This window comes from Actinomadura sp. NAK00032 (assembly GCF_013364275.1).
GTDB lineage: Bacteria > Actinomycetota > Actinomycetes > Streptosporangiales > Streptosporangiaceae > Spirillospora.
On the sequence record NZ_CP054932.1, the window covers coordinates 4,390,437 to 4,415,803 of the forward strand.

General features: G+C 75.0%; 21 protein-coding genes. 6 read left to right on the forward strand and 15 right to left on the reverse strand.

Translation table 11 applies throughout. The features are described 5' to 3' along the window. Nucleotides 1-5: 5 nt before the first annotated feature. Complete coding sequence (locus HUT06_RS20390) at nt 6-1,556, reverse strand: AMP-binding protein (RefSeq protein ID WP_176197197.1); 1,551 nt, start codon at nt 1,554-1,556, stop codon at nt 6-8. 170 nt (nt 1,557-1,726) lie between these two features. Here HUT06_RS20390 and paaZ point away from each other — a divergent pair, with 170 nt between their 5' ends. Next, nucleotides 1,727-3,766: a phenylacetic acid degradation bifunctional protein PaaZ gene (gene paaZ, locus HUT06_RS20395; RefSeq protein WP_176201496.1), complete on the forward strand. Its 2,040-nt coding sequence runs from the start codon at nt 1,727-1,729 to the stop codon at nt 3,764-3,766. Nucleotides 3,767-3,960: 194 nt separating this feature from the next. Then, a complete protein-coding gene (locus HUT06_RS20400) occupies nt 3,961-4,887 on the forward strand; it encodes a LysR family transcriptional regulator (RefSeq protein ID WP_176197198.1) in 927 nt (308 codons plus the stop codon). On the opposite strand, the gene HUT06_RS20405 is transcribed toward HUT06_RS20400, so the two are convergent. From HUT06_RS20405 to HUT06_RS20415, 3 genes are read right to left on the reverse strand one after another with little or no spacing between them, the layout of a single operon-like run. After that, nucleotides 4,865-6,010: a Glu/Leu/Phe/Val dehydrogenase gene (locus tag HUT06_RS20405; protein WP_176197199.1), complete on the reverse strand. Its 1,146-nt coding sequence runs from the start codon at nt 6,008-6,010 to the stop codon at nt 4,865-4,867. The genes HUT06_RS20400 and HUT06_RS20405 overlap by 23 nt on opposite strands. After that, entirely contained in the window at nt 6,003-7,148 is a 1,146-nt protein-coding gene (locus HUT06_RS20410; RefSeq protein ID WP_176197200.1) for an FAD-binding oxidoreductase, read from the reverse strand. The genes HUT06_RS20405 and HUT06_RS20410 overlap by 8 nt, the downstream gene beginning before the upstream one ends. A 9-nt stretch (nt 7,149-7,157) precedes the next feature. Then, nucleotides 7,158-8,696 (reverse strand): aldehyde dehydrogenase family protein, encoded by a 1,539-nt coding sequence (locus HUT06_RS20415; RefSeq protein ID WP_176197201.1) that lies wholly within the window; start codon nt 8,694-8,696, stop codon nt 7,158-7,160. Between the two features lie 186 nt (nt 8,697-8,882). Between HUT06_RS20415 and HUT06_RS20420 the strand changes: the two genes are divergently transcribed. Then, complete coding sequence (locus HUT06_RS20420) at nt 8,883-11,012, forward strand: thiamine pyrophosphate-dependent enzyme (RefSeq protein ID WP_176197202.1); 2,130 nt, start codon at nt 8,883-8,885, stop codon at nt 11,010-11,012. On the opposite strand, the gene HUT06_RS20425 is transcribed toward HUT06_RS20420, so the two are convergent. From HUT06_RS20425 to HUT06_RS20440, 4 genes are read right to left on the reverse strand one after another with little or no spacing between them, the layout of a single operon-like run. Beyond that, nucleotides 10,996-11,724, reverse strand: a complete 729-nt coding sequence (locus HUT06_RS20425) for an ABC transporter ATP-binding protein (protein WP_368407031.1) — start codon at nt 11,722-11,724, stop codon at nt 10,996-10,998. The two genes, HUT06_RS20420 and HUT06_RS20425, sit on opposite strands and share 17 nt — an antisense overlap. Nucleotides 11,725-11,726: 2 nt before the next feature. Then, nucleotides 11,727-13,478, reverse strand: a complete 1,752-nt coding sequence (locus HUT06_RS44625; protein WP_254715291.1) for an ATP-binding cassette domain-containing protein — start codon at nt 13,476-13,478, stop codon at nt 11,727-11,729. Further along, nucleotides 13,475-14,374 (reverse strand): branched-chain amino acid ABC transporter permease, encoded by a 900-nt coding sequence (locus HUT06_RS20435; protein ID WP_176197204.1) that lies wholly within the window; start codon nt 14,372-14,374, stop codon nt 13,475-13,477. Before HUT06_RS20435 ends, HUT06_RS44625 begins: the two co-directional genes overlap by 4 nt. A 13-nt stretch (nt 14,375-14,387) precedes the next feature. Next, nucleotides 14,388-15,593, reverse strand: a complete 1,206-nt coding sequence (locus HUT06_RS20440) for a branched-chain amino acid ABC transporter substrate-binding protein (RefSeq protein ID WP_176197205.1) — start codon at nt 15,591-15,593, stop codon at nt 14,388-14,390. A 159-nt stretch (nt 15,594-15,752) separates the two neighbouring features. Between HUT06_RS20440 and HUT06_RS20445 the strand changes: the two genes are divergently transcribed. Further along, nucleotides 15,753-16,730, forward strand: a complete 978-nt coding sequence (locus tag HUT06_RS20445; protein WP_176197206.1) for an ornithine cyclodeaminase family protein — start codon at nt 15,753-15,755, stop codon at nt 16,728-16,730. A gap of 7 nt (nt 16,731-16,737) precedes the next feature. Here HUT06_RS20445 and HUT06_RS20450 read toward each other — a convergent pair whose 3' ends face one another. Together HUT06_RS20450 and HUT06_RS20455 are read right to left on the reverse strand one after the other, a co-directional pair. After that, the gene (locus HUT06_RS20450) at nt 16,738-18,117 is read right to left on the reverse strand and encodes an NADP-dependent succinic semialdehyde dehydrogenase (RefSeq protein ID WP_176197207.1); all 1,380 of its coding nucleotides are present in this window, start codon (nt 18,115-18,117) and stop codon (nt 16,738-16,740) included. Nucleotides 18,118-18,187: 70 nt separating this feature from the next. Next, nucleotides 18,188-19,207, reverse strand: a complete 1,020-nt coding sequence (locus tag HUT06_RS20455; RefSeq protein WP_176197208.1) for a lactonase family protein — start codon at nt 19,205-19,207, stop codon at nt 18,188-18,190. 208 nt (nt 19,208-19,415) lie between these two features. On the opposite strand from HUT06_RS20455, the gene HUT06_RS20460 reads away from it, so the two are divergent. Next, entirely contained in the window at nt 19,416-20,684 is a 1,269-nt protein-coding gene (locus HUT06_RS20460; protein ID WP_217711359.1) for an MFS transporter, read from the forward strand. Between the two features lie 6 nt (nt 20,685-20,690). Here the strand turns inward: HUT06_RS20460 and HUT06_RS20465 are convergent, their stop codons facing one another. Next, entirely contained in the window at nt 20,691-21,485 is a 795-nt protein-coding gene (locus HUT06_RS20465; RefSeq protein WP_176197209.1) for an acyl-CoA thioesterase II, read from the reverse strand. Between the two features lie 190 nt (nt 21,486-21,675). On the opposite strand from HUT06_RS20465, the gene pgi reads away from it, so the two are divergent. Next, nucleotides 21,676-23,322 (forward strand): glucose-6-phosphate isomerase, encoded by a 1,647-nt coding sequence (gene pgi, locus HUT06_RS20470; RefSeq protein ID WP_176197210.1) that lies wholly within the window; start codon nt 21,676-21,678, stop codon nt 23,320-23,322. Between the two features lie 130 nt (nt 23,323-23,452). On the opposite strand, the gene HUT06_RS20475 is transcribed toward pgi, so the two are convergent. The 4 genes from HUT06_RS20475 to HUT06_RS20490 all read right to left on the reverse strand — a co-directional run bounded on the left by HUT06_RS20475 (nt 23,453) and on the right by HUT06_RS20490 (nt 25,328). After that, nucleotides 23,453-23,710 (reverse strand): EF-hand domain-containing protein, encoded by a 258-nt coding sequence (locus HUT06_RS20475; RefSeq protein ID WP_176197211.1) that lies wholly within the window; start codon nt 23,708-23,710, stop codon nt 23,453-23,455. Between the two features lie 91 nt (nt 23,711-23,801). Beyond that, on the reverse strand, nt 23,802-24,551 hold the full coding sequence (locus tag HUT06_RS20480; RefSeq protein ID WP_176197212.1) for a sugar isomerase domain-containing protein: 750 nt from the start codon (nt 24,549-24,551) through the stop codon (nt 23,802-23,804). Next, nucleotides 24,544-25,029, reverse strand: a complete 486-nt coding sequence (locus HUT06_RS20485; RefSeq protein WP_176197213.1) for a PTS sugar transporter subunit IIA — start codon at nt 25,027-25,029, stop codon at nt 24,544-24,546. Before HUT06_RS20485 ends, HUT06_RS20480 begins: the two co-directional genes overlap by 8 nt. Further along, nucleotides 25,026-25,328 (reverse strand): PTS sugar transporter subunit IIB, encoded by a 303-nt coding sequence (locus HUT06_RS20490; protein WP_138636875.1) that lies wholly within the window; start codon nt 25,326-25,328, stop codon nt 25,026-25,028. The genes HUT06_RS20485 and HUT06_RS20490 overlap by 4 nt, the downstream gene beginning before the upstream one ends. Between the last annotated feature and the right edge of the window lie 39 nt (nt 25,329-25,367).

Consider the following 25,367-nt stretch of genomic DNA (forward strand, 5'->3'; position numbering starts at 1 on the left):
GGTGATTATCCCAGGGCCCGCTTCACGACCTTGCCCGCCGGGTTGCGGGGGAGGGCGTCCAGGAACACCACCTCGCGCGGGACCTTGTGGCGGGCCAGGTTCGCGGCGACGTGGGCCCTGAGGTCGTCCTCGGTGAGGCCGCGGGCCACCACGTAGGCGCGCAGCCGCTGCCCGAACTCGGCGTCGGGGACGCCGACGACCGCGGCCTCGTCGACGCCGGGGTGCGCGGCGAGCAGGTCCTCGACCTCGCCCGGGTGGACGTTCTCCCCGCCCGACACGATCATGTCGTCGGCGCGGCCGTCGACGTGCAGCCGCCCGGCCGCGTCGAAGTGGCCGAGGTCGCCGACGGCCATCAGCCCGCCGGCCTCCTGCTTGCCGCCGCCGGTGTAGCCGCCGAACCGGGCCGGGGTGTCGGCGAAGATCCGGCCGACGGCGCCCGGCGGGACGGGCCGGCCGCCGTCGCCGAGGACCGCGACCCGGGTGCCGGCGGGCGGGCGCCCGACGCAGCCGGGCGCGGCGGCCAGGTCGTCCGGGGTGGCGATCGTGATGCAGGACGCCTCGGTGGAGCCGTAGAAGTTGTAGAGGGACGGCCCGAACGCGGCGAGCACGCGGCCGCCGAGCCCGGCGTCCAGCCGCGCCCCTCCCGTCATGACCACCTTCAGCCGGGACAGGTCGCGGGTCTGCATGCCGGGCACGGCGAGCATGCGGCTGAGCATCACCGGGACGGCGACGAACGAGGTGCAGCGGTGCTTCTCCAGGTCGTCCAGCACCTGCTCGGCGTCGAAGCGGCGCCGCAGCACCAGCGTGGAGCCGAGCCCCAGCGCGAGGAGCGCCGAGGTGAGCCCGAGCCCGTGGAACAGGGGCGGGCCGACGAACATCGCCTCCCCGGCGCGGAACGGCACCTTCGACAGGATCCCGCCCGGCAGCGCCAGCGACCGCGGCTGCGCGCGCGGCGCGCCCTTGGGGCGGCCCGACGTGCCGCTGGTGAGGATGACCATGGAGCCGTGCCGGGACGGGGCGGGCGGCGGTGTCCCGTCCGCGCCGCCGATGAGGTCCTCCAGGTCGGACTCGGAGTAGCGCGGCAGGTCCAGGCCGTCCACGAGCGGGGCGAACTCGTCGTCGTGCAGCAGGATTGTGACGCCCTCGCGCGCCACCGCGTCGCGGAGCTGCGGCGCGGCGAAGTCGGTGTTCAGGAAGAGGACGGACGCGCCCGTCTTCGCCGCGCCCGACATCGCCTCCAGCAGGCCGCGGTGGTTGCGGCACAGGACGCCGACCGTGCTCCCCGGGCCGGTGCCGCGCGCGAGCAGGGCGTTCGCGAGGGCGTTGCAGCGGTGCTCCAGCTCGCCGAACGTGAGGCCGCCCCGGTCGTCGACCAGCCCCGTCCGGCCGGGGAAGCGGTGCGCGGGCACCGCCGTGGCGGCGCCGAGCGGCCCGTAGGCGCGCATGGCGCGCGCCGTCGCGGCGAGGGCGCGCGGCGGCATCGGGCCGATCATCCCGGCGCGGGCGGCGGCCCGCACCGCGCTCAGCTCGGCGGTGATCCGGGTGTGCGGCAGCATGCCGGAAGCGTAGTGAACCGGGAAACAGATCCACAAGAATTGTTCCTCTGATTCGCCTCACAACGCCCACGAGTACACAAACGGAACGGCTCCCGGCTGTCATCTCTGCGACGCGTGAACGAGGCTCGTCGGTGGCAAGAAGACTCAGAGATAAGGACGAGGAGGTCGCGGTGGTCGTGCTGCGCAGTTATGTGTCGGGTTCATGGCGTGCTCCGGAGGACGAGGGGGCGCCGCTGCACGACGCCGTCACGGGGGAGGAGGTCGCCCGGATCTCCTCGGCGGGGGTCGACATGGGCGCCGCGCTGGAGTACGGGCGGGCGGTCGGCGGCCCGGTGCTGCGGGAGCTGACGTTCCACCAGCGCGCGGCCCTGCTCAAGGCGCTGGCGTCCCATCTGCGCGAGCACCGCGAGGAGCTGTACGCGCTGTCGGCCCGGACGGGCGCCACCTTGAACGACGCGAGGTTCGACGTGGACGGCGGCATCGGCGTCCTGTTCGCCTACGCGAGCCGGGGCAAGCGCGAGCTGCCGAACGAGAAGGTGCTGATCGAGGGCGACGTCGAGCCGCTCGGCAAGGGCGGCACGTTCGTCGGCCAGCACCTGTGCACCCCCTCGCGCGGCGTCGCGGTGCAGGTCAACGCGTTCAACTTCCCGGTGTGGGGGCCGCTGGAGAAGCTCGCGCCGGCGTTCCTCGCCGGGGTGCCGAGCCTGGTCAAGCCGGCGAGCCAGACCGCCTACCTGACCGCCCGGCTGGTCGAGCTGGTCGTGGAGTCCGGCATCCTGCCCGAGGGCGCGGTGCAGCTGGTCTGCGGCGCCCCGCGCGACCTCCTCGACCACCTCACCGAGCAGGACATCGTCGCGTTCACCGGGTCGGCGGCCACCGCGCGGCTGCTGCGCACCCACCCCGCGATCGTCGGCAACTCGGTGCGGTTCACCGCCGAGGCCGACTCGCTGAACTGCTCGATCCTCGGACCGGACGCCGCGCCCGGCACCCGGGAGTTCGACCTGTTCGCCGACCAGCTCGTCACCGAGATGACGGTGAAGGCGGGCCAGAAGTGCACGGCCATCCGGCGCGCGCTCGTCCCGGCCGCGCTCATCGACGACGTGGCCGGGGCCGTCCGCGACCGGCTCGCGAAGGTCACGGTCGGTAACCCGGGCGACCCGGACGTCCGGATGGGCGCCCTCGCCACCCTCGACCAGCGCGAGGAGGTGCGGCGGTCCCTGAAGGCCCTCATGGACGCCGGCCGCACCGTCTTCGGCGACCCCCTGCACGTCGACGTCGTCGGCGCCGACGCCGAGCGCGGCGCGTTCCTGTCCCCGATCCTGCTGCGCGCCGACGACCCCGGCCGCGCCGAGCCGCACGAGGTGGAGGCGTTCGGGCCGGTCAGCACCCTGCTGCCGTACGAGGGCGCCGAGGCGGCGGTCGAGCTGGCGGCGCGCGGCCGCGGCAGCCTCGCCGGGTCGGTGGTGACCGCCGACGCGGAGTTCGCCCGCGACGTCGTCCTCGGGCTCGCGCCCTGGCACGGGCGCCTGCTCGTGCTGAACGCCGAGGACGCGAAGGAGTCCACCGGGCACGGGTCGCCGCTGCCGCCGCTCGTCCACGGCGGCCCCGGCCGCGCCGGCGGCGGCGAGGAACTGGGCGGCGTCCGCGGGGTCGTGCACCACATGCGGCGCACCGCGCTCCAGTCCGGGCCGGCGATGCTCACCTCGATCACCGGGCGCTGGGTCCCCGGCACCGACCGGACCGTCACGGGCGAGCACCCGTTCCGCAGGTACCTGGAGGACCTGCGCGTCGGCGACACCGCCGTCGGCGGCCCCCGCACCGTCACCCTCGACGACGTCGAGCACTTCGCCGAGTTCACCGGCGACACCTTCTACGCCCACACCGACGAGGAGGCCGCCAAGGCCAACCCGTTCTTCGGCGGGCGCGTCGCGCACGGCTACCTCGTCGTGTCGTTCGCGGCCGGGCTGTTCGTGGAGCCGGCGCCCGGCCCCGTGCTCGCCAACTACGGGCTGGAGCGGCTGCGCTTCCTCACGCCCGTCAAACCGGGCGACGAGCTGACCGTCACCCTCACCGCCAAGCAGATCAGCCCGCGCGAGGGCGCCGAGTACGGCGAGGTCCGCTGGGACACCGACGTCACCAACCAGGAAGGCGCCTCGGTCGCCAAGTACGACGTGCTGACACTGGTGGCGAAGAGGCCCAAACACGACTGACCGGCGCCTGGAGCGCAGCGGAAGGCGACGGTCAGTCTCCGTCGGGGGTCTGGGGTTCCCCCAGAGGGTGACACTGACCGGGCCCAGGGGGAGCGGAAGCCTCCATCGGGGGTCTGGAGGCCGCCCCCCAGGGGATAACACGGTCGGGAGGAGTCGGCGGGGGCGACGCTCACGGAGCTGAACGGGGTGCGCCCATGATCAGTCCCCTGCACATCCAGACGGTGCGCGAGGTCGTGCGCACCGGGTCCTTCGCGGACGCCGCCCGCAACCTCGGCTACACCGCCTCCGCCGTGTCCCAGCAGGTCGCCGCGCTGGAGCGGGCCTGCGGCCTGCTGCTGTTCGAGCGCCGGGCGCGCAGCGTCCGGCCGACCAGCGCGGCGTTCCTGCTGGTCAGCAAGGGCAACGACGTGCTGTCGGCGCTCGCCACGCTGGAGCGCGAGCTGCGCACCGTCGCCAGCGGCGAGCGCGGCGCGCTGCAGCTCGGCAGCTTCCCGACCGCCAGCGCCCGCATCCTGCCGCGGGTGCTGGCGGAGCTGTCCCGGATCCGGCCCGGCATCGAGATCACCCTGTCGGAGGGCGAGCCGGACGAGCTGCTGCCCGAGCTGCTCGACGGCGACCTCGACCTCCAGCTCGTCTACCGGTACGACCTGTTCCCGCGCACCTGGCCCGACCAGGTCGTCGAGACGCCGGTGATGGACGAGAGCCTCGTGCTGTGCATGCCCGGCGACCACCCCCTCGCCGGCGGCCGGACCGTCCGGCTGCGGGACCTCCGGTCGGAGACGTGGATCGCGAGCCGCCCCGACAGCTCCGGCGCGCGGGCGCTGCTGCGGCTGTGCGGCACCGCCGGGTTCACCCCCAACATCGCCTTCCGCAGCAACGACTACGCGGTGGTGTGCGGGCTCGTCGGGTGCGGCCTCGGCATCGCGCTCGTCCCGGCGCTCGGCTGCGTGCCCGCGCCGGGCCTGCGGATGCTGCGGCTCAGCCGCCGCGCGCCGCGCCGGCACGTGACGGTGCTGCGCCGCTCCACCAACACCAACCCGCTGGTCAAGGACGCCATGCGCGGCCTCACCGAGGTCGCCCGCTGCGTCGAGGCGGAGATCAGCGGCGCCACCGGCCCTTGAGCTCCATCGCGGCCCGGACCCGCTCCTGCGCGAGCGCGACCGCCGCCTCGTGGGAGGTCGTGCCGTCCGCATGGGCGGCGGCGAGCACCTTCGCGGTGTTCTCCCGCATCTTCGCCGACACCGCCGCGAACACCGCGCCGGGGTCGGGGCGGAACGCCGAGTACCGGGCGTCCATCGCGAACCCGGCCGCGACGACGCCGCCCGCGTTCGCCACGAAGTCGGGCACGACGGTGATCCCGCGCGCGGCGAGGACCCGCTGTGCGGCCGGGCCGGTGGGCAGGTTCGCGCCCTCCACCACGATCTTCGCCTTCACGTCCGCGGCGGTGCGCGCGTCGATGACGTCCTGCAGCGCGGCCGGGACGAGGACGTCCGCGGGGAGGCGGAGCTCGGCGCCCACGTCCAGCAGCCGCCCGCCGCCGTACTCCTTCACGGCCGCGTCGCCCGCCTCCGCCCGCAGGGCCAGGAGCCGCCCGACGTCGAGGCCGTCGGGGTCGTGCAGGGCGCCGTGCACGGTCGAGACCGCGACGACGGCCGCGCCCAGCTCGTCCAGCCGCCTGGCCGCCGCGTGCCCCACCGCGCCGAACCCCTGCACCACGGCGCGGGCGCCGCGCAGCGACGTCCCGGCGTGCCGGGCGGCGGCGTCGGCGGCCTCGGCGACCCCGAACCCGGTGACGCCGAGCTCGTCGTAGGGCATGCCGCCGAGGGCGTGCGGGGTGCCGACGGCCGCGCCCCGGTCGCCCAGCTCGTCCTGGACGACCGCCGCGTCCCGCTCGGTGAGCCCCATGTCGAGCCCCGCCACGTACCGGCTCGGGATCTCCCGCGCCAGCGCGCGGACGAACGACCGCAGCACCGCCTCCCGATCGGGCGCCGCCGGATCGGCCGCGATCCCGGCCTTCGCGCCGCCGAAGAACAGGTCGGCGCCCGCCCACTTGTAGGTCATGACGCGCGCCAGCCGCGCCACCTCGGCGACCGTCACCGCCGGGCTCATCCGCATGCCGCCCTTGCCCATCCCGCGGGCGGTGTTGTCGATGACGAGGACGCCCCGCATCCCGGTGCGGGTGTCGGACACGCACACGACGCGTTCGGGGCCCCACTCGTCCATCAGCGCGAGCACGTCAGACACGGTTGGCCTCCGGGCGGAGGGCGTCGCCGGCGAACCGCGCGGCGTGCAGGGGGCCGACGTCGGTGAACGGCGCGCGCCCGAGGTACAGGTCCCGGACGACCTCGCCGACCGCCGGCCCCTGCAGGAACCCGTGGCCGGAGAAGCCCGTCGCGTACAGGAACCGGGACACGTGCTCGTCCTCGCCGATGAGCGCGTTGTGGTCGGGGGTGACCTCGTACAGGCCCGCCCAGCCGCCGGTCAGCCCGACGTCCAGGAGCCGGGGCGCGCGGGCGCCGATCGCCGCGGTGAGCCGGGGCAGCCACGCGTCGGAGCGGCCGAGCCGGAACCCCGGCGCCTCCTCCGGATCCGACATCCCGAGCATCAGCCCCGCGCCCTCGGCGTGGAAGTAGAACGACGAGGCGAAGTCGATCGTCATCGGCACCGGGCGCGGCAGGCCCGGCATCGGCTCGGTGAACACGATCTGCCGGCGCAGCGGCTCCACCGGCAGCGCGACGCCCGCCATCGCGCCGACCGCCGCCGACCAGGGCCCGGCCGCGCAGACGACCGCGGGCGTCGCGATGCGGCCCCGCGACGTCACGACCGCCGTGACATCGCCGCCGTCCGCCTCGATGCCGAGGACCTCGCAGTGCGTGCGGATCGCCGCGCCGTGCCGCCGCGCGCCCGTCGCATAGCCGAGCACGACCGACTCGGGCGTGCAGTGCCCGTCGTCGGGGGAGAACGCGGCGGCCAGCAGCCCGTCCGCGCTGATCAGCGGGGACAGCCGGCGGGCCTCCGCGACCGAGATGATGCGGCTGGGCACGCCCAGCTCGTTCTGCAGGGCGACGCCCCGCTCGAACGAGGCGACGTCCTCCGGCCGCGACAGCAGGAACAGGTACCCGACCCGGTGCAGGTCGATCTCCTGGCCGGGGCGCTCGCCGAACCGGGCGAACGCCTCCAGGCTGCGGGCGCCGAGCCGGACGTTCACCTCGTCGGAGAACTGCGCCCGCACGCCGCCCGCCGCCTTGCACGTCGAACCGGAGCCCAGCTCGTCCCGCTCCACGAGCACCACGCCCCGCACCCCCGCCTCGGCGAGGTGGAACGCGATGCTCGTCCCCATCACGCCGCCGCCGATGACGACGACCTCCGCCTCGGTCTCCACCCGCCGCCCCTAGAGCCGGAAACCGAGGTCGGGCTCGATCCCCACGACGTCCATCTGCGCCTTCTGCAGCCGTCCCGAGTAGTCCCAGTTCATCGACTGCCAGCGGGTGAACTGGTCCAGCACCCAGGCGCCGGACTGGCGGCTGCCGTTGCCCGACCGCCCGTTGCCGCCGAACGGCAGGTGCGCCTCCGCGCCGGACGTGGAGTTGTTGACGCTCACCATCCCGGCCGAGATCCGCCGCCGGAACGCGAACACCTTCGCCGGGTCGGCCGTGTAGACGGACGCGGACAGGCCGTAGCCGGGCGCGTTCGCCAGCTCCACCGCCTCGTCCAGCGTGCGGTAGGACGCCACGCCGATGATCGGGCCGAAGGTCTCGTTCATGAACAGCTCGTCGCCGGGGCCGACCCCGTCCACGACCACCGGGTGGTAGTACAGGCCCGCGGCGGCGTCGCCGGTGAAGCCCGCGCGCGGGTTCGCCGCCGTGATCCGCCCGGTGCCGGTCGACCCGTGGAGGGCGTGGCCCGGCCCGATCCAGCCGAGGGTCTTCTCGAACCCGTCCGCGAACCGCTCGCTGATCAGCGGCCCGTACAGCACGTCGCCCGCCGGGTCGCCGACGGCCGCGGCCCGCACCGCCGCGTCCAGCAGCCGGACGAACTCGCCGTGCACCGACGCGTGGACGATCGCCGTGCCGAGGGACGTGCAGCGCTGCCCCGCCGTCCCGAACCCGGAGAACAGCGCGCCCTCGACCGCGAGCGGAAGGTCGGCGTCCTCGGTGACGACCATCGGGTTCTTGCCGCCGAGCTCCAGGCACGGCGTCTGGAGGTGGCGCCCGCACAGCTCCCCGATCCGCGATCCGACCTCGGTGGAGCCGGTGAAGCCGACCTTGCCGACGAGCCCCTCGCCCAGCGCCCGCTCCAGCCCGGCGAACGTCTCGGGGCCGTCGGCGTACACGACGTTGAGGACGCCGTCCGGCAGGCCGGCGTGCGCCAGCAGCGCGGAGAACGCCTCGGCGCACGCCGCCGCGTACTCCGCCGGCTTCCACACCACCGTGTTCCCGCACAGCAGCGCCGGGACGATGTACCAGGACGGCACCGCGACCGGGAAGTTCCCGGCCGTCACGACGGCGACGACGCCGACCGGGTCGCGGAACGTGAACAGCTGCTTGTCCGGCATCTCCGACGGAACGGTCTGCCCGTACAGCCGCCGCCCCTCGCCGAGGAAGAACGCGCACGTGTCGGCGATCTCCTGGACCTCGCCGAGGGCCTCGGCGTACGGCTTGCCGACCTCGCGGACGACGACGCGGGCCAGCGCCGCCTTGTTCGCCTCGACCAGCCGGCCGAGCGCGGCGACGGCCTGCCCGCGGACGGGCGGCGGCACGTCCCGCCAGGCGTCCTGCGCGGCGCGGGCGGTCCGGCAGGCGCGCACGAGGTCGGCGGCGTCCGCCAGGGACACCTCGGCGACGGTCTCGGACGTGCGGGACGGGTCGGTGGAGCGGTACACGCGCGGGCCGGCCGGGATCCGGGCGCCGCCGATGACGGAGGAGAGCACGGTCCCAGCGTGAACGGGCCGCCGCGCCGCGCCAAGATCGGGCAGAGCGCGGCTTCCTTACCGCCAGGCCAAGCCCGGCTGAGCCTCTCGCCCGGCGGGGCGTTAAGCGATCCTTGGCCAAGTCCCCACCGGTTCGCGGCCTCGCGGGGCTTGGGAACGCGGGCCGCCCCGGCCGATGCTCGACGCATGCCCGAACCCACCGACGCGCACTTCCTGGAGGCGGCGGCGTCCCTGGCGCCGCCCTCCGGCGGGTTTGCCGCGCCCGGCCCGCTGAGCCGCGAGCGGTGCCTGGAGCTGTTCGACGCCCAGCTCGGCAGCCGCCATCTCGACCTGGCGGCCCGCTGGCTCCGGGCGCGGGGCCGCGGCTTCTACACGATCGGCTCGTCCGGCCACGAGGGCAACGCCGCCGTCGCCGCCGCGCTCCGCCCCGACGACCCGGCGCTGCTGCACTACCGCTCCGGTGCGTTCTTCCTGGAGCGCGCACGCCAGGTCCCCGGCCAGACACCCCTGCGGGACGTGCTGCTCGGCCTGGTCGCCGCAGCCGAGGAGCCCATCGCCGGCGGACGGCACAAGGTGTTCGGCAGCGGCCCGCTGAACGTCATTCCGCAGACGTCCACGATCGCCTCGCACCTCCCGCGCGCGCTCGGCCTGGCGTTCGCGATCGAACGCGCCGCGCGCCTCGGCCTCGCGACGCCGTGGCCGCGCGACGCCGTCGTCGTGTGCAGCTTCGGGGACGCGTCCGCCAACCACTCGACCGCGGCGGGCGCCGTCAACGCGGCCGTGAACTGCGCGTTCCAGGGGCTGCCGCTGCCGCTCCTGCTCGTCTGCGAGGACAACGGCCTCGGCATCAGCGTCCGGACGGCGCCCGGCTGGATCCACGCCGCCTACGGGTCGCGCCCCGGCCTCGCCTACTTCCACGCGGACGGCTGCGACCTCGCCGACGCGTTCGCCGTCTCGGCGGAGGCCGCCGCGTACGTGCGCGAGCAGCGCCGTCCGGCGTTCCTGCACCTGCGCACCGTCCGGCTGATGGGCCATGCCGGCTCCGACGTCGAGTCGTCCTACCGGACGCCCGCCGAGCTGACCGCGGGCCTCGGCCGCGACCCGCTCCTGGCGACCGCGCGGCTCCTCGTCGGCCTGGGGGCGGCGACCCCAGCCGGGATCATCGACCGCTACGAGGCCAAGCGCGCCGAGGTCGCGGCCCTGGCGGAGAAGGCCGCCGGCGCGCCCCGCCTCTCGTCCGCCGCCGAGGTCATGGCACCGCTCCGCGCCGCCGGCCCCTCCCGGCGCGAGCGGCCCCCCGCAGGGGAGCCGGTGACGGTGGCGCAGGCGATCAACCGGACGCTCGGCGCCCTGCTGGACGAGCGGCCGGGCATGGTCGTCTTCGGTGAGGACGTGGCGCGCAAGGGCGGCGTCTACGGCGTCACGCGCGGGCTCCTGAGGCGGGCGGGGGCGGCGCGGGTGTTCGACACGATCCTGGACGAGCAGTCCGTCCTCGGCCTCGCGCTCGGCTTCGGGCTCGCCGGGATGCTGCCGGTCCCGGAGATCCAGTACCTCGCCTACCTGCACAACGCCGCCGACCAGATCCGCGGCGAGGCGGCGACGCTGCCGTTCTTCTCGGCCGGGCGGTACCGCAACCCCATGGTCGTGCGGATCGCCGGCTACGCCTACCAGAAGGGCTTCGGCGGCCACTTCCACAACGACAACGCGGTCGCCGCGCTCCGCGACATACCCGGCCTCGTGATCGCCTCGCCCGCCCGGCCCGACGACGCCGCCGGGATGCTGCGCGCCTGCGCGGACGCCGCCGAACGGGACGGCCGGGTGTGCGCGGTGCTGGAGCCGATCGCGCTCTACCACGTCCGCGACCTGCACGAGGACGGCGACGGCGGCTGGCTCGCCCCCGCCGGCGGGACGGTCCCGGTCGGGCGCGCCCGCACCTACGGGGACGGCCGCGACCTGACCATCGCCACGTTCGCCAACGGCGTGCGGATGAGCCTGCGGGCCGCGCGGCGCCTCGCGGCCCGGGGCGTGGCGTGCCGGGTGCTGGACCTGCGGTGGCTGGCCCCGCTGCCCGTCGCGGACCTGCTCCGCGAGGCGCGCGCCACCGGCGCCGTGCTGGTCGCGGACGAGACGCGCCGCACCGGCGGCGTGTCCGAGGGCGTCCTCGCGGCGCTCGCCGACGCCGGGTTCGAGGGGCGCGCGGCCCGGGTCGCGAGCGAGGACAGCTTCATCCCGCTGGGCGACGCCGCGGCCCATGTCCTGCTGTCGGAGCGGGCGATCGAGGACGCGGCCGAGGCCCTGGTCAGGTCGGCTCGATGACCGGGTCGCCGCCGAGGTAGGCGGCCTTCACCCGGTCGTCGCGCGCGAGCGCCGCTGCGGGGCCCTCCAGGGCGATCCGGCCGGTCTCCAGCACGTAGGCGCGGTCGGCGAGCCGCAGCGTCTGGTGCGCGTTCTGCTCCACGATCAGGACCGTCGTGCCCTGGTCGCGGATGTCCCGGACGACCCGCAGCACCTGCTGCGCCGTCCGCGGCGCCAGCCCCATCGTCGGCTCGTCCAGCGCCAGCAGCCGGGGCCGCAGCATCAGCGCCCGGCCGATCGCGAGCATCTGCTGCTCGCCGCCCGACAGCAGCCCGGCGAGCTGCCCGCGCCGCTCGCCGAGGCGCGGGAACATCGCGTAGACCTCCTCGCGGCGGGCCGCGACCGCCGCCCGGTCGCGGCGCCGCAGGTAGCCGCCGAGCAGCAGGTTCTCCGCGACGTTCAGCGCCGGGAACACCCGCCGGCCCTCCGGGACGTGCCCGAGCCCCGCCGCGACGATCCGGTGCGCGGCGAGCCTCGTGACGTCGCGCCCGCCGAACTCGACGCGGCCCGACCGGGCCCGGTGCAGGCCGGTGACGGTCCGCAGCGCGGTGGTCTTCCCGGCGCCGTTGCTGCCGAGCAGCGCGACGATCTCGCCCTCGCCGACCTCGAACGAGACGCCCGCCAGCGCCGCCACGGCCCCGTACCGGCTGTGCAGGGCGCTCACCCGCAGCAGCGTCATCGCAGCACCTCCGTGACGAGGCCGGACTCCGGGTCGTCCGGGACGCCGAGGTAGGCGGCGATGACCCGCGGGTCCGCGCGGATCTCGGCGGGCGGCCCGGCGGCGATGGCCCGGCCGTGCTCCAGCACCGTCACCCGGTCGGAGATCGACATGACCAGCGCGACGTCGTGCTCGATCAGCACCACCGCGGTGCCGAGCGCGCCGATCCGGGCGATCAGCTCCATCAGCGCCCGCTTCTCGGTCGGGTTCGCGCCCGCCGCCGGCTCGTCCAGCAGCAGGACGCGGGGCTCGGCGGCGAGGGCCCGCGCGATCTCCAGCCGGCGCCGGCCGCCGTAGGGGAGCCCGCCCGCCGGGCGGTCGGCCGCCTCCAGCAGGCCGGTGAACTCCAGGCAGCGCCGCACCGCCTCCAGGTCGGCGCGGGACGGCGCGCGCAGCAGGCCCCGGTCGCGGGCGAACCGGCCGATGAGGACGTTCTCCGCGACCGTCATCTCCTCGAACAGCCGGATGCTCTGGAACGTGCGGGCGAGCCCGGCGGCGGCGACCCGGTGCGGCGAAAGGCCGCGCACGCTCCGCCCGGCCAGCGCCACGGAGCCGGCGGACGGCCGGATCATCCCGGTGATGCAGTTGAACGCCGTCGTCTTGCCCGCGCCGTTCGGGCCGATCACGCTCACCACCTGCCCGGCGTCCGCGCGCAGCGCGAGCCCCTCCACGGCCGTGACGCCGCCGAACGCGCGGGACAGCCCGTCCACCTCCAGCAGGGTCCCGGCGGCGGCCGGCGGCTCCGGCGCCGGGCCGGCCTGCGCCGGGAGCCGGAGGCGGCGCGGCCGGTACGGCCACACCCCCTGCGGCCGCAGGATCACGATCACGATGAGCAGCAGCGCGAAGAACAGCCCCCGGTACTCCTGGACGCTCCGCAGCACCTCCGGCAGCGCGACGATCACGATCGCGCCGACCATGACGCCGGGCCGGCTGCCCATCCCGCCGATGATCACCACCAGCAGGATCATCAGCGAGGTCAGGAACGTGAAGCTGGACGGGTCCACGGTGCCGAGCTGCGCGGCGTTCAGCGGGCCCGCCACGGCCCCGGTCATGGCGCCGAGCACGTAGGCGAGCAGCTTCACCCGCCGGGCCGGGACGCCGACCGCCTCGGCGGCGGTGTCGTCGGCCCGGATCGCGCGCCACGCGAACGCCAGCCGCGTCCGCGCCAGCAGCGCCGTCGCGGCCAGTACCACGGCGAAGAACGCGAGGGCCAGGTAGAAGAAGTCCTGCGGCAGGACGATCTCCCGGCCGCCGACCGCCACCGGCGGGATCCCGGTCAGCCCGTTCGGGCCGCCGGTGACCTCCAGGTTCACCACCGTGATCCGGATGATCTCGCCGAAGCCGAGCGTGACGATCGCGAGGTAGTCGCTGCGCAGCCGCAGCGTCGGATACCCGATCACCACCCCGGCGACCGCGGCGGCGGCGATCGCGGCGGGCAGCGTCAGCCAGAAGTCCCATTCCAGCTTCAGCATCAGCAGCCCGGCCGTGTAGGCGCCGATCGCGAAGAACGCCGCGAACCCGAGGTCGAGCAGCCCGGCGTACCCGACGACGATGTTGATCCCGAGCCCGAGGATCGCGTAGATCAGGATCGTGCCGGCGACGGTCAGCGCGTAGTCGTCCAGGACCTGCCCGGCGGCGAGGGCCAGCGCGATCAGCAGCGGCCAGCCGCCGTGGCGGGCCGCGGTCTCCGCGCCCGCGCGCCGCCTCACGCCCGCTCCACGACGCGCTCGCCGAACAGGCCGGTCGGTCTCAGCGCCAGCACCGCGATGAGCAGGCCGAAGATGATGACGTCCGTCCAGCGGGACGAGACGTACCCGGCGGAGAACGACTGGACGAGCCCGATCGCCACGCCCGCGACCATCGTCCCCGGCAGGTTCCCGATGCCGCCGAGCACGGCGGCGGTGAACGCGCGCAGCCCGATGAGGAACCCCATCCCGAAGCTGATCTGCACGTAGTAGAGCCCGTACATGACGCCCGCCGCGCCCGCGAGCATCGAGCCGACGAAGAACGTGGCGAGGATCAGCCGCTCGACGTTGACGCCCTGGAGCCGGGCGGCGTCGCGGTCCATCGCCAGGGCGCGCATCGCGGTCCCGGTCACGGTCCGGGTGACGAACAGCCACAGCGCCGCCATCAGCACCACCGACAGCACGACGAGGGCGAGCTGGCCGTAGGTGACGCGGACGGCGCCGCTGAGGAGCCGCCCGCCGTCCAGCGCGTTCGGGTAGGACTTGAACCGGGCGCTGGTCAGCACCTTGACGCCCTCCTCCAGCGCCAGCGACACCCCGATCGCCGAGATCAGCAGCGCCAGCCGCGGCGAGGACAGCAGCGGGACGTAGGCGGCCCTGGCGATCCCGGTGCCGACGACGCCGGTGGTCAGCGCGCCGACCGCCACCGCGGCGAGGACGGCGGGCAGCGCCATCCCGCCCGTCACCCCGAGCGTGGTCAGCGTCCCGAACCCGGCGAACGCCCCGATCATGAACACGTCGCCGTGCGCGAAGTTGATCAGCCGGACCACCCCGTAGATCATCGAGTAGCCGAGCGCGATCAGCGCGAGGAACGCCCCGATCGTCAGCCCGTTCACCAGGTACTGGACGAACTCGCTCATGGCAGGGGTCTCGTCACGAGGTCTTGGCGTCCACCCAGGTGGCGCCGCTCTTGTCGAGCTTCTTGTAGGCGGTGAACGCGCCGTCCTCGACGCGGACGGTGATGTAGAGCGGGTCGGTCCGGTCGCCCTTGTCGTCGAAGGTGATGGGCCCGGTGATGCCGGGGAAGTCCTTGATCTTGTGGAGCGCGGCGGTGATGTCCGCGCCCTCGGTGGACCCGGCGTCGTCGACGGCCTTCGCGACGACCTTGACCGCGTCGTACTCGTACACCGAGAACGGCCCGGGGTCGGCGCCGGTCGCGGCCTTGTAGGCGGACACGAACCTCCCGGCGGCGGGCAGGTCCTTGGCCAGCGGCGCGGTCGTGGCGATGTAGCCCGCGGCGGCCCGGCCCGCCGTCTTCAGGACGGTCGAGTCGGTCGTCGCGTCCCCGCCCATCAGCGTGAACTTCAGCCCGAGCTGCTCGCGCTGCTTCATCAGCAGGCCCGCCTCGGCGAAGTAGCCGGTGAAGTACAGCACGTCCGGCCGCGTCGAGGCGATCTTGGTGAGGACGGGGCTGTAGTCGGACTGGCCGGGCTGCAGCGCGTCCGCGTAGACGACCTGGCCGCCGAGCTGCTTCACCGACTCGCCCGCCGCGTCCGCGAGGCCCTTGGCGTAGGTGGTGTTGTCGTGCAGCAGCGCGATCCGGCGCGCGCGCAGCTCGCCCGTCATGAACTTCGCGGCGACGGTGCCCTGGTTGTCGTCGCGCCCGCAGGTGCGGAACACCTTGCCCTTGCCGGAGTCGGTGAGGGACGGGTTGGTGGAGGCGTCCATCACGAACGGGACGCTCCGCCGGCCGTAGATCGGGATCGCCGGCACCGCGGCGCCCGAGCAGTACCCGCCGGCGACGGCGACGACCCCGCTGTTCAGCAGCTTCTGCGCGGCCTGCGCGCCCTGCTGGGCGCTGCACTGGTCGTCGGCCTCGACGATCTCGACGCTCCGGCCGTCCACCCCGCCGGCCTTGTTGATCTCGGCGGCGGCGACCTTGGCAGCGGCGAGGATGTCCTGCCCGGCGGAGGCGGAGTCCCCGCTCAGCGGCGCCGGGACGCCGATCTTGATCGGCCCGGACCCGGCCGGGTCGTCCGACCCGCACGCGGCGGCGAGCGGGGCCAGCAGCAGGCCGGCGCCGGCCGCGGCGAGCAGGCGGGTCCGGCGGCGGCGGTCCCGCGGTGTCAGTGGGGTCATCGGCGCCTCTCCGTCGCTCGCGGTGCGGATGGTGAAAGCGTGGAACGTCGCGGGACGGCCGTCGAGGCGGCCGAGCATGCGATCTCATGTAGTGATCGATAAGAACCGCTTGCCCTTCCGCACTCGACAGCGCGGCGGCGGGCTCGCGAAGATCACCCCATGGCCGATGTCCTGCTGCTGTCCGCCGCCGACGTGCGCGCCGTGTTCGACCTCCCGGCGGCGATCGCCTCCCAGCGGGCCGCGTTCGGCGCGCTCGGCCGCAGGCAGGCGCGGCTCGCGCCCCGCCTGCTGCTGGACGGCCCGGACGGCGACGTCGCGTTCTGCTACGTGTCCCGGCTGCCCGGCACCGGGGCCGTCGCCAAGTTCGGCAGCGTGCACCCCGGCAACGCGGCGCGCGGGCTGCCGACCGTCGCCGCGCTCGTGGCCGTGCAGGACCCGGTCGACGGCCGGCCCGTCGCGATCATCGAGGGCGAGGCCGTCACGACGCTGCGGACCTCGGCGGCGAGCGCGGTGGCCGCCGACCACCTCGCGGTGCCGGACGCGTCCCGGCTCGCGGTCGTCGGCTGCGGCGTCCAGGGCCGCGCGCACGCCCGCGCGATGGCGGCGGTCCGCCCGATCGCCCGGACGGCCGTGGCCTGCCGGCACCCCGATACCTGCACCGTCGCCGCCGAGCTGGCGGACGAGCTGGGCGCGCCGGTCGAGCGGGCGGCGTCCGTCCGGGAGGCGGTGGAGGGCGCGCAGATCGTCGTCACCGCCACCACCAGCGCCGAACCGGTCGTGCTCGGCGCGTGGCTCGATCCCGGCTGCACGGTCCTGAGCGTCGGGTCGTTCGCGCCGGACCGGGCGGAGGTCGACGACGCCGTCCTCACCCGGGCCGCCGCCGTCGTCGTGGACGACGTGCCGACCGCGCTCGACCACGCCGGCCCCGTCGTGGCGGCCGTCCGGGCCGGGCACCTGAGCCCGGAGGAGGTGCGGCCGCTCGGCCCCGTCGTCGCGGGCCTGGCCCCCGGCCGGGAGGACGCCGCCGGCATCGTCTTCTACAACAGCGTCGGCATCGGCGTGCAGGACACCGCCGCCGCCTCGGTGATCGTCGAACGCGCCCGCGAGGCCGGCGCGGGCCGGCACGTGGAGCTGTGACGCGGGGTCAGCCGACCCAGACGGTCTTGGCGTTGCAGAACGCGCGCAGGCCGTCCGCCGACAGTTCGCGGCCGTAGCCGGACCGCTTCACCCCGCCGAACGGCAGCTCCGGGTAGGACGTCGTCTTGCCGTTGATGAACACCTGCCCGGCGTCCAGCTCGCGGACGAACCGCTCCCGCTCGATGTCGTCGCGGGTCCAGGCGTTCGAGCCGAGCCCGAAGCCCGTCGCGTTCGCGACCTCCACCGCCTCCGACACGCCGCGGACGCGGAACAGCGAGGCGACCGGCCCGAAGACCTCCTCGTGGTACATCCGCATCTCGGGCGTCACCCCGCCGATCACGGTCGGCGGGTAGAACCAGCCAGGCCCGTCGGGCCGCCGCCCCCCGCACAGCACGGTCGCGCCCTTCTCCACCGCGTCCGCGACGAGTTCCTCGACGTCGGCGCGGCCCTGCTCGCTGACGAGCGGGCCGACGTCGGTCGCGTCGTCCATCGGGTCGCCGACCCGCTGCGCGCGCATGTGCTCCACGAACAGCCGCTCGAACTCGTCGGCGCAGCCGATGTCGGCGATGAACCGCTTCGCCGAGATGCAGCTCTGCCCGTTGTTGAGGCACCGCGACTCCGCCGCCGTCCGCGCCGCGGCCCCGATGTCGGCGGACGGCATCACCACGAACGGGTCGCTGCCGCCGAGCTCCAGCACGCTCGGCTTGACCTCGTCCCCGGCGATCGCGGCGACCGACCGGCCGGCGGGCTCGCTGCCGGTCAGCGTCGCGGCCTTCACCCGCGGGTCGCGCAGCACCCGCTCGACCTTCGCCGAGCCGATCAGCAGCGTCTGGAACGCGCCCTCGGGGAACCCGGCGCGGCGGAACAGGTCCTCCAGGAACAATGCCGTCTGCGGGACGTTCGAGGAGTGCTTCAGCAGCCCCACGTTCCCCGCCATCAGGGCCGGCGCCGCGAACCTGATCACCTGCCAGAGCGGGAAGTTCCACGGCATGACCGCGAGCACCGGGCCGAGCGGCTGGTAGCGGACGTAGGCGTCGGACGCGCCGACGTCGCCCGGCGCGGCGGGGCGCCGGTCGGCGAGGAACTCCGCCGCGTGCCCGGCGTAGAACCGGCACGCCTTCGCGCACTTGCGCGCCTCCGCCCCGGCCGCCTTCAGCGTCTTGCCCATCTCGGTCGTCAGCATGGCGCCGATCTGCTCGGACTCCCGGTCCAGGATGTCCGCCGCCGCGTTCATCCACTCCGCGCGCCGCTCCAGCGGGGTGCTGCGGTACGAGGCGAACGTCTCCGCCGCCCGCGCGATGCGGCGGTCGACCTCCGCGTCGGTGAACGCGTCGAAGGTCTTCTCGACCTCGCCCGTCGCCGGGTTGGTCGTCGCGATCGTCGTCATGTCGGGATGCTCCCTGATCGTCCGGTCTACTGACCGGCACGTGCCCGTGGGGCCTCCCGGGAAACGCCGGTCAGGCGGGGACCACGCAGACGGGCGAGGGGACGTCGAGGAGGGGCCCGGCGGGCACCGGGACGCCGTCGCCGCCGATGCGGAAGGTCGCGATCGTGCCGCCGCGCTCGTTCGCCACGTGCATCCACTCGCCGTCCACGTGCAGGTCGCGGGGCCAGTGCCCGCCCGTCGGGACGTCCGCGACCGGCGCGAGCGCGGCGCCGCCGTCCAGCACCCGGTGCGCCGTCACCACGTCCGTGCCGCGCATCGAGGTGTAGACGAACCGGCCGCCGCCCCCGAGCCTGATCGCCGCGCCCTGGGCCGTGCCGCCCGCCGGGCCGGCCGTCGCGGGCGACTCGGCGGCCACCTCCAGCCGCGCGTACCCGTCCAGCGGCCGCAGCACGAGCACGGCCGCGGCCAGCTCGGCCAGCACGTGCACGTGCCCGCTCGGGTGGACGGCCAGGTGCCGCGGCCCGTACCCGGCCGGCAGCGGCGTCTCCCCGGTGAGGCGCAGCGCCCCGCCCTCGATCCGGAACGAGCGGACGAGGTCGGCGCCGAGGTCGGTCGTGAGCACGGTCCCGTCCGGGGCGTGCGCGGACATGTGGGCGTGCGGGCCCTCCTGCCGGTCGGCGCGCGGCCCGGTGCCGTGCCCCGCCGCCACCGCGGCGTCCCCGGCGAACCCGCCGTCGCCCGCGAGGGGGTAGGCGCGGACCGTCCCGGACCCGTAGTCGGCGGCGACCAGGTGACCGCCGTCCGGCGTGACGGACAGGTGGCAGGGGAGCGCCCCCGCCGGCCGCCGGCCGATCTCCCGCAGCCGCCCGCCGTCGACCGCGTAGGCGGCGACACCGCCCGCGTCCTCCTCCCGCACGGCGTAGAGGACGCCCTTGCCGGGATGCGCCGCCAGGTAGGACGGGTTCACCGCCTCGGCCGCGAGCTCCGGCGCCTCCAGCGTCCCGTCGGCGCGCCGCACCACCCGGTAGATCCCGGCGCCGGCGCCCGCCTCGCCGGTGTACGTGCCCACCCAGAACGCCCGCTCGCTCACCCGGTCCCACTCCGTTCACGATCCTCCCGCCCGCCGGCGGCCGAAGGCGAGCCTAGCCCCGGCGGGCCGGGGGATCCGGCGCGGCGCCCGGCTTCCCCCCGCCTACCTGCGGAAACGTGATGTATCTCGCACACTGCGCAGGTTTGGAACGCGTCCGGCATACCCGGCGTTGGAGGTCACTTGGTGTGACCTTTGGGGGGAGAAGACCTTGGCGTTCCCGGTGATGCTGCGCTCGCTGCGCCATCACAACTACCGGCTGTGGGCCGTGGCCGACTTCGTCTCGATCACCGGGACGTGGATGCAGGTCCTGGCGCTGAACTGGCTCATCCTGTCGATCACCGGCTCGGCGACGAGCGTCGGTCTCGGCCTCGTCCTGCAGGCCCTGCCGACGATGCTGATCGGGCCGTGGGGCGGGGTGATCGCAGACCGGCTGCCCGCCCGGTACATCGTGGCGGCCGGCCAGGTGGTCCAGGCGGTGCTGTCGGCCCTGCTCGCGGTGATCGCGGCGGGGGACCCGAGCGGCACCGGCGGGCTGTACGCGATCACGCTGGTCTCCGGCGTCGCCACCGCGCTGACCTCGCCCGCGCTCGGCCGGTTCGGCGCCGAGGTGGTCGGTCCCGAGGACCTGTCCAACGGCCTCGCGCTCGGCTCGGTGCTCAGCTCCGGCGGCCGCATCCTCGGGATGAGCCTCGCCGGGATCGTGATCCCGCTCGCCGGGGTGCCGGGCGCGTTCGCGGTGAACGCCGTGAGCTTCCTCGGCGTGCTCGGCGCGATCGCGCTGATGCGCGGCGGCGAGCTGCACCGGCTGCCGCCCGCCGAGCCGGGGGAGCGCGGCATCGCGGCGGGCTTGCGCTACGTGCTCGCCTCGCCCCGGCTCCTGATCATGTTCGGGCTGGCGTTCGTGCTCGGCAGCCTCGGCCGCAACTACCAGGTCACCATGGCCGCGATGAGCCAGGGCCCGCTCGGCGCGGGCGCCGCCGGGTACGGCGCCCTGTCGGTGGCGTTCGCGGTCGGCACCGTCCTCGGCGGCGTCTACGCCGCCTCCCGCGCCCGCCTCCCGCTCCGGCTGCTGCTGGTCACCGCGGCGCTGTGCGGCGCCGGGCAGATGCTGAGCGGCGGCGCCCCGGACCTGCTGCTGTTCGGCGCCGCGATGCTGCCGATCGCGGCCTGCGCGGTCGTGTTCGACACCACCGTCGCCACCCGCGTCCAGCTGGACAGCCCCGGCGGGCTGCGCGGCCGGGTGATCGCCGCGCAGGGCATGGTCGGCGCGGCGTCCGGCGCGTTCGGCGGCCCGGCCCTCGGCGCGCTCTGCGACACCCTCGGACCCCGCGCGGCCCTGCTCCTCGCCGGCGCCGTCAGCCTCGCCGCCGCGCTGGCCGCCGCCTACGGCCTGGCCCGCCTGCGCCGCGCCCGCGCGGCCGCTCCCGCCGCGGCTCCGGCCGCCGCGCAGCCCGTCCCGGCCCTCGCCGACGCCTGACGCCGGTCAGGACTCCGGGCGCAGCAGCGCCTCCTGGGCCACCGAGACCAGCAGGGTGCCGTCGAGGGTGTGGAGCGTTCCCCGCGCGAGCCCGCGGGCGCCGTGGTTGGTGACCGGGTCCACCGAGTACAGCAGCCACTGGTCGGCCCGCGGCGGGCGGTGGAACCACATGGCGTGGTCCAGGGTGACGGCCGTGGCGAGCCGCCGCGGCGAGCCGGGCGCCCGGGCGCTGCTCACCACCGCCATGTCCGACAGGTAGGCGATCAGGCAGGCGTGCAGCGCGGGGTCGTCGCCGACCGGCGCGGACGCCCGGATCCAGAACGGGTGCGGCATCGGGAACTCGCCGTCGGCGGGCGGGTCCACGACCCGGATGTCGAAGCCGACCGGATGCTTGAAGAACGACGGGAGCTCCGGTGCGGGCAACCCCTCCGGCCCGGGCGCGTCCGCCGGCCCGGGGAGCTGCCAGTCGAAGCCGTCCTCGGGGGCGTGGAACGAGGCGATCAGCTCCAGGATCGGCTTGCCGCCCTGGCTCGCGGTGACGTGCCGGGTCGAGAACGAGCGGCCGTCGCGGGTGCGGGCCACGTCGAAGCGCAGCGGCTCGTCCGGCGTCCCCGGGCGGATGAAGTAGGCGTGCAGGGAGTGCGGCGGGCGCCCGTCCGCGGTCAGGCACGCGGCGCGCAGGCTCTGCCCGGCCACCTGCCCGCCGAACAGCCGCGGCCGCCCCACGGGCGGCGAGGTGGCGAGGAACGCGTCCTCGCCGAGCGGTGTCAGCTCGAACATCCGCGTGATGCCGTCGCTCATCGTGCTCCTCGTGGGGGACCGGCGCCGTGGCGCGACCCTACTCGGCGACGGGGCGCCCGCCGGCATCCGGGGCGGTCCCCTGCGCGGCGGGGGACGACCCTGATACGGTCACGCGCGGTCGACCTATGATCGCCGTGGGGACGGCGCCCAGGGGGATCGGCGCCCGCCCCGCGAGGAGATGAGAGAGGCAATGGCAGATATCACCGAGTCGCCCGAGTGGTCCGCGCTGGCCGAGCACCACGCGGCGCTCGCCGGGCGGCACCTGCGCGACCTGTTCGCGGACGATCCGGGGCGCGTCGACCGCATGACGGTGACCGCGGGGGACCTCCACCTGGACTACTCCAAGCACCGCGCCACGAGCGAGACGGTGGCGCTGCTCACCGCGCTCGCCGAGCGGGCCGGGCTGCGCGCCCGGATCGAGGCGATGTTCACCGGGGAGCACATCAACGTCAGCGAGGACCGCGCCGTCCTGCACACCGCGCTGCGGCTCCCGCCCGGCGAGGCCCTCACCGTGGACGGCCAGGACGTCGCCGGCGACGTGCACGCCGTCCTGGACAAGATGGCCGACTTCGCCGGGCGCGTCCGCTCCGGCGAGTGGACCGGGTTCACCGGCAAGCGGATCACGACCGTCGTCAACATCGGCATCGGCGGCTCCGACCTCGGCCCCGCCATGGCCTACGAGGCCCTGCACGACTTCGCGGACGCGGGCGTCTCCTGCCGGTTCGTCTCCAACATCGACCCCGCCGACATCGTCGGGAAGCTCGCCGGCCTCGACCCCGAGCAGACCCTCTTCGTCATCAGCTCCAAGACGTTCGGGACGCTGGAGACCCTCACCAACGCCAAGGTCGCGCGGCAGTGGCTCGTCGACCGGCTCGGCGACGGCGCGGCCGTGTCCCGGCACTTCGCCGCCGTGTCCACCAACGCCGAGCGGGTCGCCGAGTTCGGCATCGACACCGCCAACATGTTCGGCTTCTGGGACTGGGTCGGCGGCCGGTACTCCTTCGACGGCGCCATCGGCCTGTCCCTGATGATCGCGATCGGCGGCGAGGCGTTCCGCGAGATGCTCGCCGGGTTCCGCGAGATCGACGAGCACTTCCGCGCCGCGCCGTTCGAGGCCAACATGCCGGTGCTGATGGGCCTGCTCGGCGTCTGGTACACCGACTTCTTCGGCGCGCAGACCCGCGCCGTGCTGCCCTACAGCCAGCGGCTGGCCCGCTTCCCCGCCTACCTCCAGCAGCTCACGATGGAGTCCAACGGCAAGTCGGTGCGGGCCGACGGGGCGCCCGTCGTCGCGCAGACCGGCGAGATCTTCTGGGGCGAGCCCGGCACCAACGGCCAGCACGCCTTCTACCAGCTGCTGCACCAGGGCACCCGGCTCGTCCCCGCCGACTTCATCGGGTTCGCCGAGCCCTTCGCCGACCCCGCCGTCGACGGGCCCGCCGGGATGCACGACCTGCTGACCGCGAACATGCTGGCGCAGACGTCGGCGCTCGCGTTCGGCAAGACCGCCGAGGAGATCGCCGCCGAGGGGACGCCCGCCGCGGTCGTCCCGCACAAGGTCATGCCGGGCAACCGGCCGACCAGCACGATCCTGGCGCCCAAGCTCACCCCGAAGACCCTCGGGTCCCTCGTCGCCCTCTACGAGCACATCGTGTTCGTCGAGGGGACGATCTGGGGCATCGACTCCTTCGACCAGTGGGGCGTCGAGCTCGGCAAGGTCATGGCGATGGACCTCGCGCCCGCGCTCACCTCGGCCGAGCCGCCCGCGCAGGCGCCCGACCCGTCCACGGCCGCGCTCGTGCGCCGCTACCGGGAGCTGCGCGACCGGCGGGTCTGACCTGCGGCTGGTCTGACCCGCGGCGGGGCTGACCCGCGCCGGGTCCGGCCTCCGCCGGGTCCGCCCCTGCGCGGCAGACGTCAAGGGGCCCGCCGGCCAGGCCGGCGGGCCCCGTCGCGTTCGCCGCGGGTCAGGCGCGGGCGCCCGGCAGCGGCCCCTCGGCCCAGCCCTGGGACTTCATGATCGCGCGGAACTCCTCGTAGGAGATGAACCCGTCGAGGTTGCCGTCCGCCCGCTCGAACCTGTCCTGCGTCTCGGCGCGCGTCCAGGCGAGGCCAAGCTCGTCCAGGACGAGCGTGAACTCCATCAGGTCGAGCTTCCGGTCGCCGCCGAGGTCCGCGCGGGTGAACAGCGCAAGAAGGTCGTCCTCGGTCGGTCGTGTCGTCATCTCGCTCCTCGTTCTGTCCGATGGTAGCCACGCATCATGTCATAGGGAGCGAGCCGGGCCATATGCGAAACGCCGCAGGAAGAGCCCTGGTTTACGGCTGTTCATCCCCCGTCAGCTCGGGGATGCGGTGCCGGTAGCGCGCGAACAGCGCGGCGTTCACCTCGTCGCCGCCGGGGACGTTCGCGCTCGTCCAGCGGGGGAGTTGCGCGCCGCGCGCCGCCGCGAGGTCGTCCAGCGCGGCGAGCACCCGCGACCACGCGTACGCGGCGAGGATCGTGGAGGCCGCCGCCGTCCGCGGCGCCGCCGCCGGATGCAGTACGTCGCCGGGCGGGACGCGGGTGTCCAGCACGATGTCGGCGTGGTCGGCCAGCGACGTCGCCGTCCGCGCCGCCGCGCCCCGCGCGGCCCGCGCCGAGGTCACCGCGACGACCGGCACGCCCCGCGCCCGGCACTCCGCCGCCACCTCGACGGGGTAGGGGTTGCTGCCGCTGGTGGAGAACACCACCGCCACGTCCGGCGGGGCGGGCGCCGCCTTCGCGACCACGGCGCGCCCCACCCCCGCCTCCCGCTCGACGCGGGTGCTGCGCACCGCGTTGTCGAGCGGGAACACCCCCGGGTCCCAGACCGGGCGGACGGCGGCGAGGCCGCCCGCCCGGTAGAACGTCTCGAACACCATGGCGAGGGAGTGCCCCGCCCCGGCGACGTGCACGATCCCGTCGGCCTCGACCGACTCCAGGAGCAGCGCCGCGGCGGCGTCGACCGCCTTGCCCGACGTCTCGTCGAGGTCGTCCAGCAGGGTCCGCACCCGGTCGGGGAGCTGCGTCCGGGTGGCTTCAGGCATCGGGCACGGCCTCCTTCAGGATGCGGGCCAGATCGTCCTGGCCGGACGCGGCGCGGAGCCGGTCGGCCAGGCCGCCCGACAGCGCGCGCGCCAGCCCCGCGAGGACGCCGACGTGCGCGTCGGGGTCGGGCGTGCAGAACGCGAGCAGTAGGTCGACCGGGTCGTTGTCGGGATGGCCGAACTCGACCGGCGACGCCAGCCGGGTCACGCCGACGCCGACCGCCAGCCCGCCCTCCTCGGGGCGGGCGTGGACGAGCGCCAGGCCCTTGGTCAGCACGATGTACGGGCCGTTCTCCTCCACCACGCGGACGCACGCGTCCGGATAGCCCTCGCCCGCCGCGCCCGCGTCGACCAGCGCGGAGGCCGCCTTGCGGACGGCCTCCCGCCAGTCCGCCGCGACGACGCCGTCGGTGGCGGCGATCACCACGGGCGGTTGCCGGGGGGTCCGGGGGGCCGCCCCCTCAGAATGAGACGTCATGAAAGCCACCCCTGCTCGGTGAGGCGCTCCCGGAGCTGTGCTTCGAGGCCCTCCTTGTCGAGGAAGTCGCTGACGGTGATCACGACGGGCGCGAGGTCGGCGATCTCGCTGGTGTGCATGCCCTGGCCGATCACCACGTCGGGCGACATCCCCCGCGCCGTGGACACGTCGGTGTTCTCCACCCGCGCCTCGACCCCGAGCGAGCGCAGCGCGTCCTCGGCGGTCATCTTGAGCATCAGGCTGGAGCCCATGCCGACGCCGCAGACCGCGAGGATCTCCAGTTGCCGGTCCAGTGCCATGTCGGTCCTTCTCTCTCGATCGGCTCTCTAGTCGGTTCG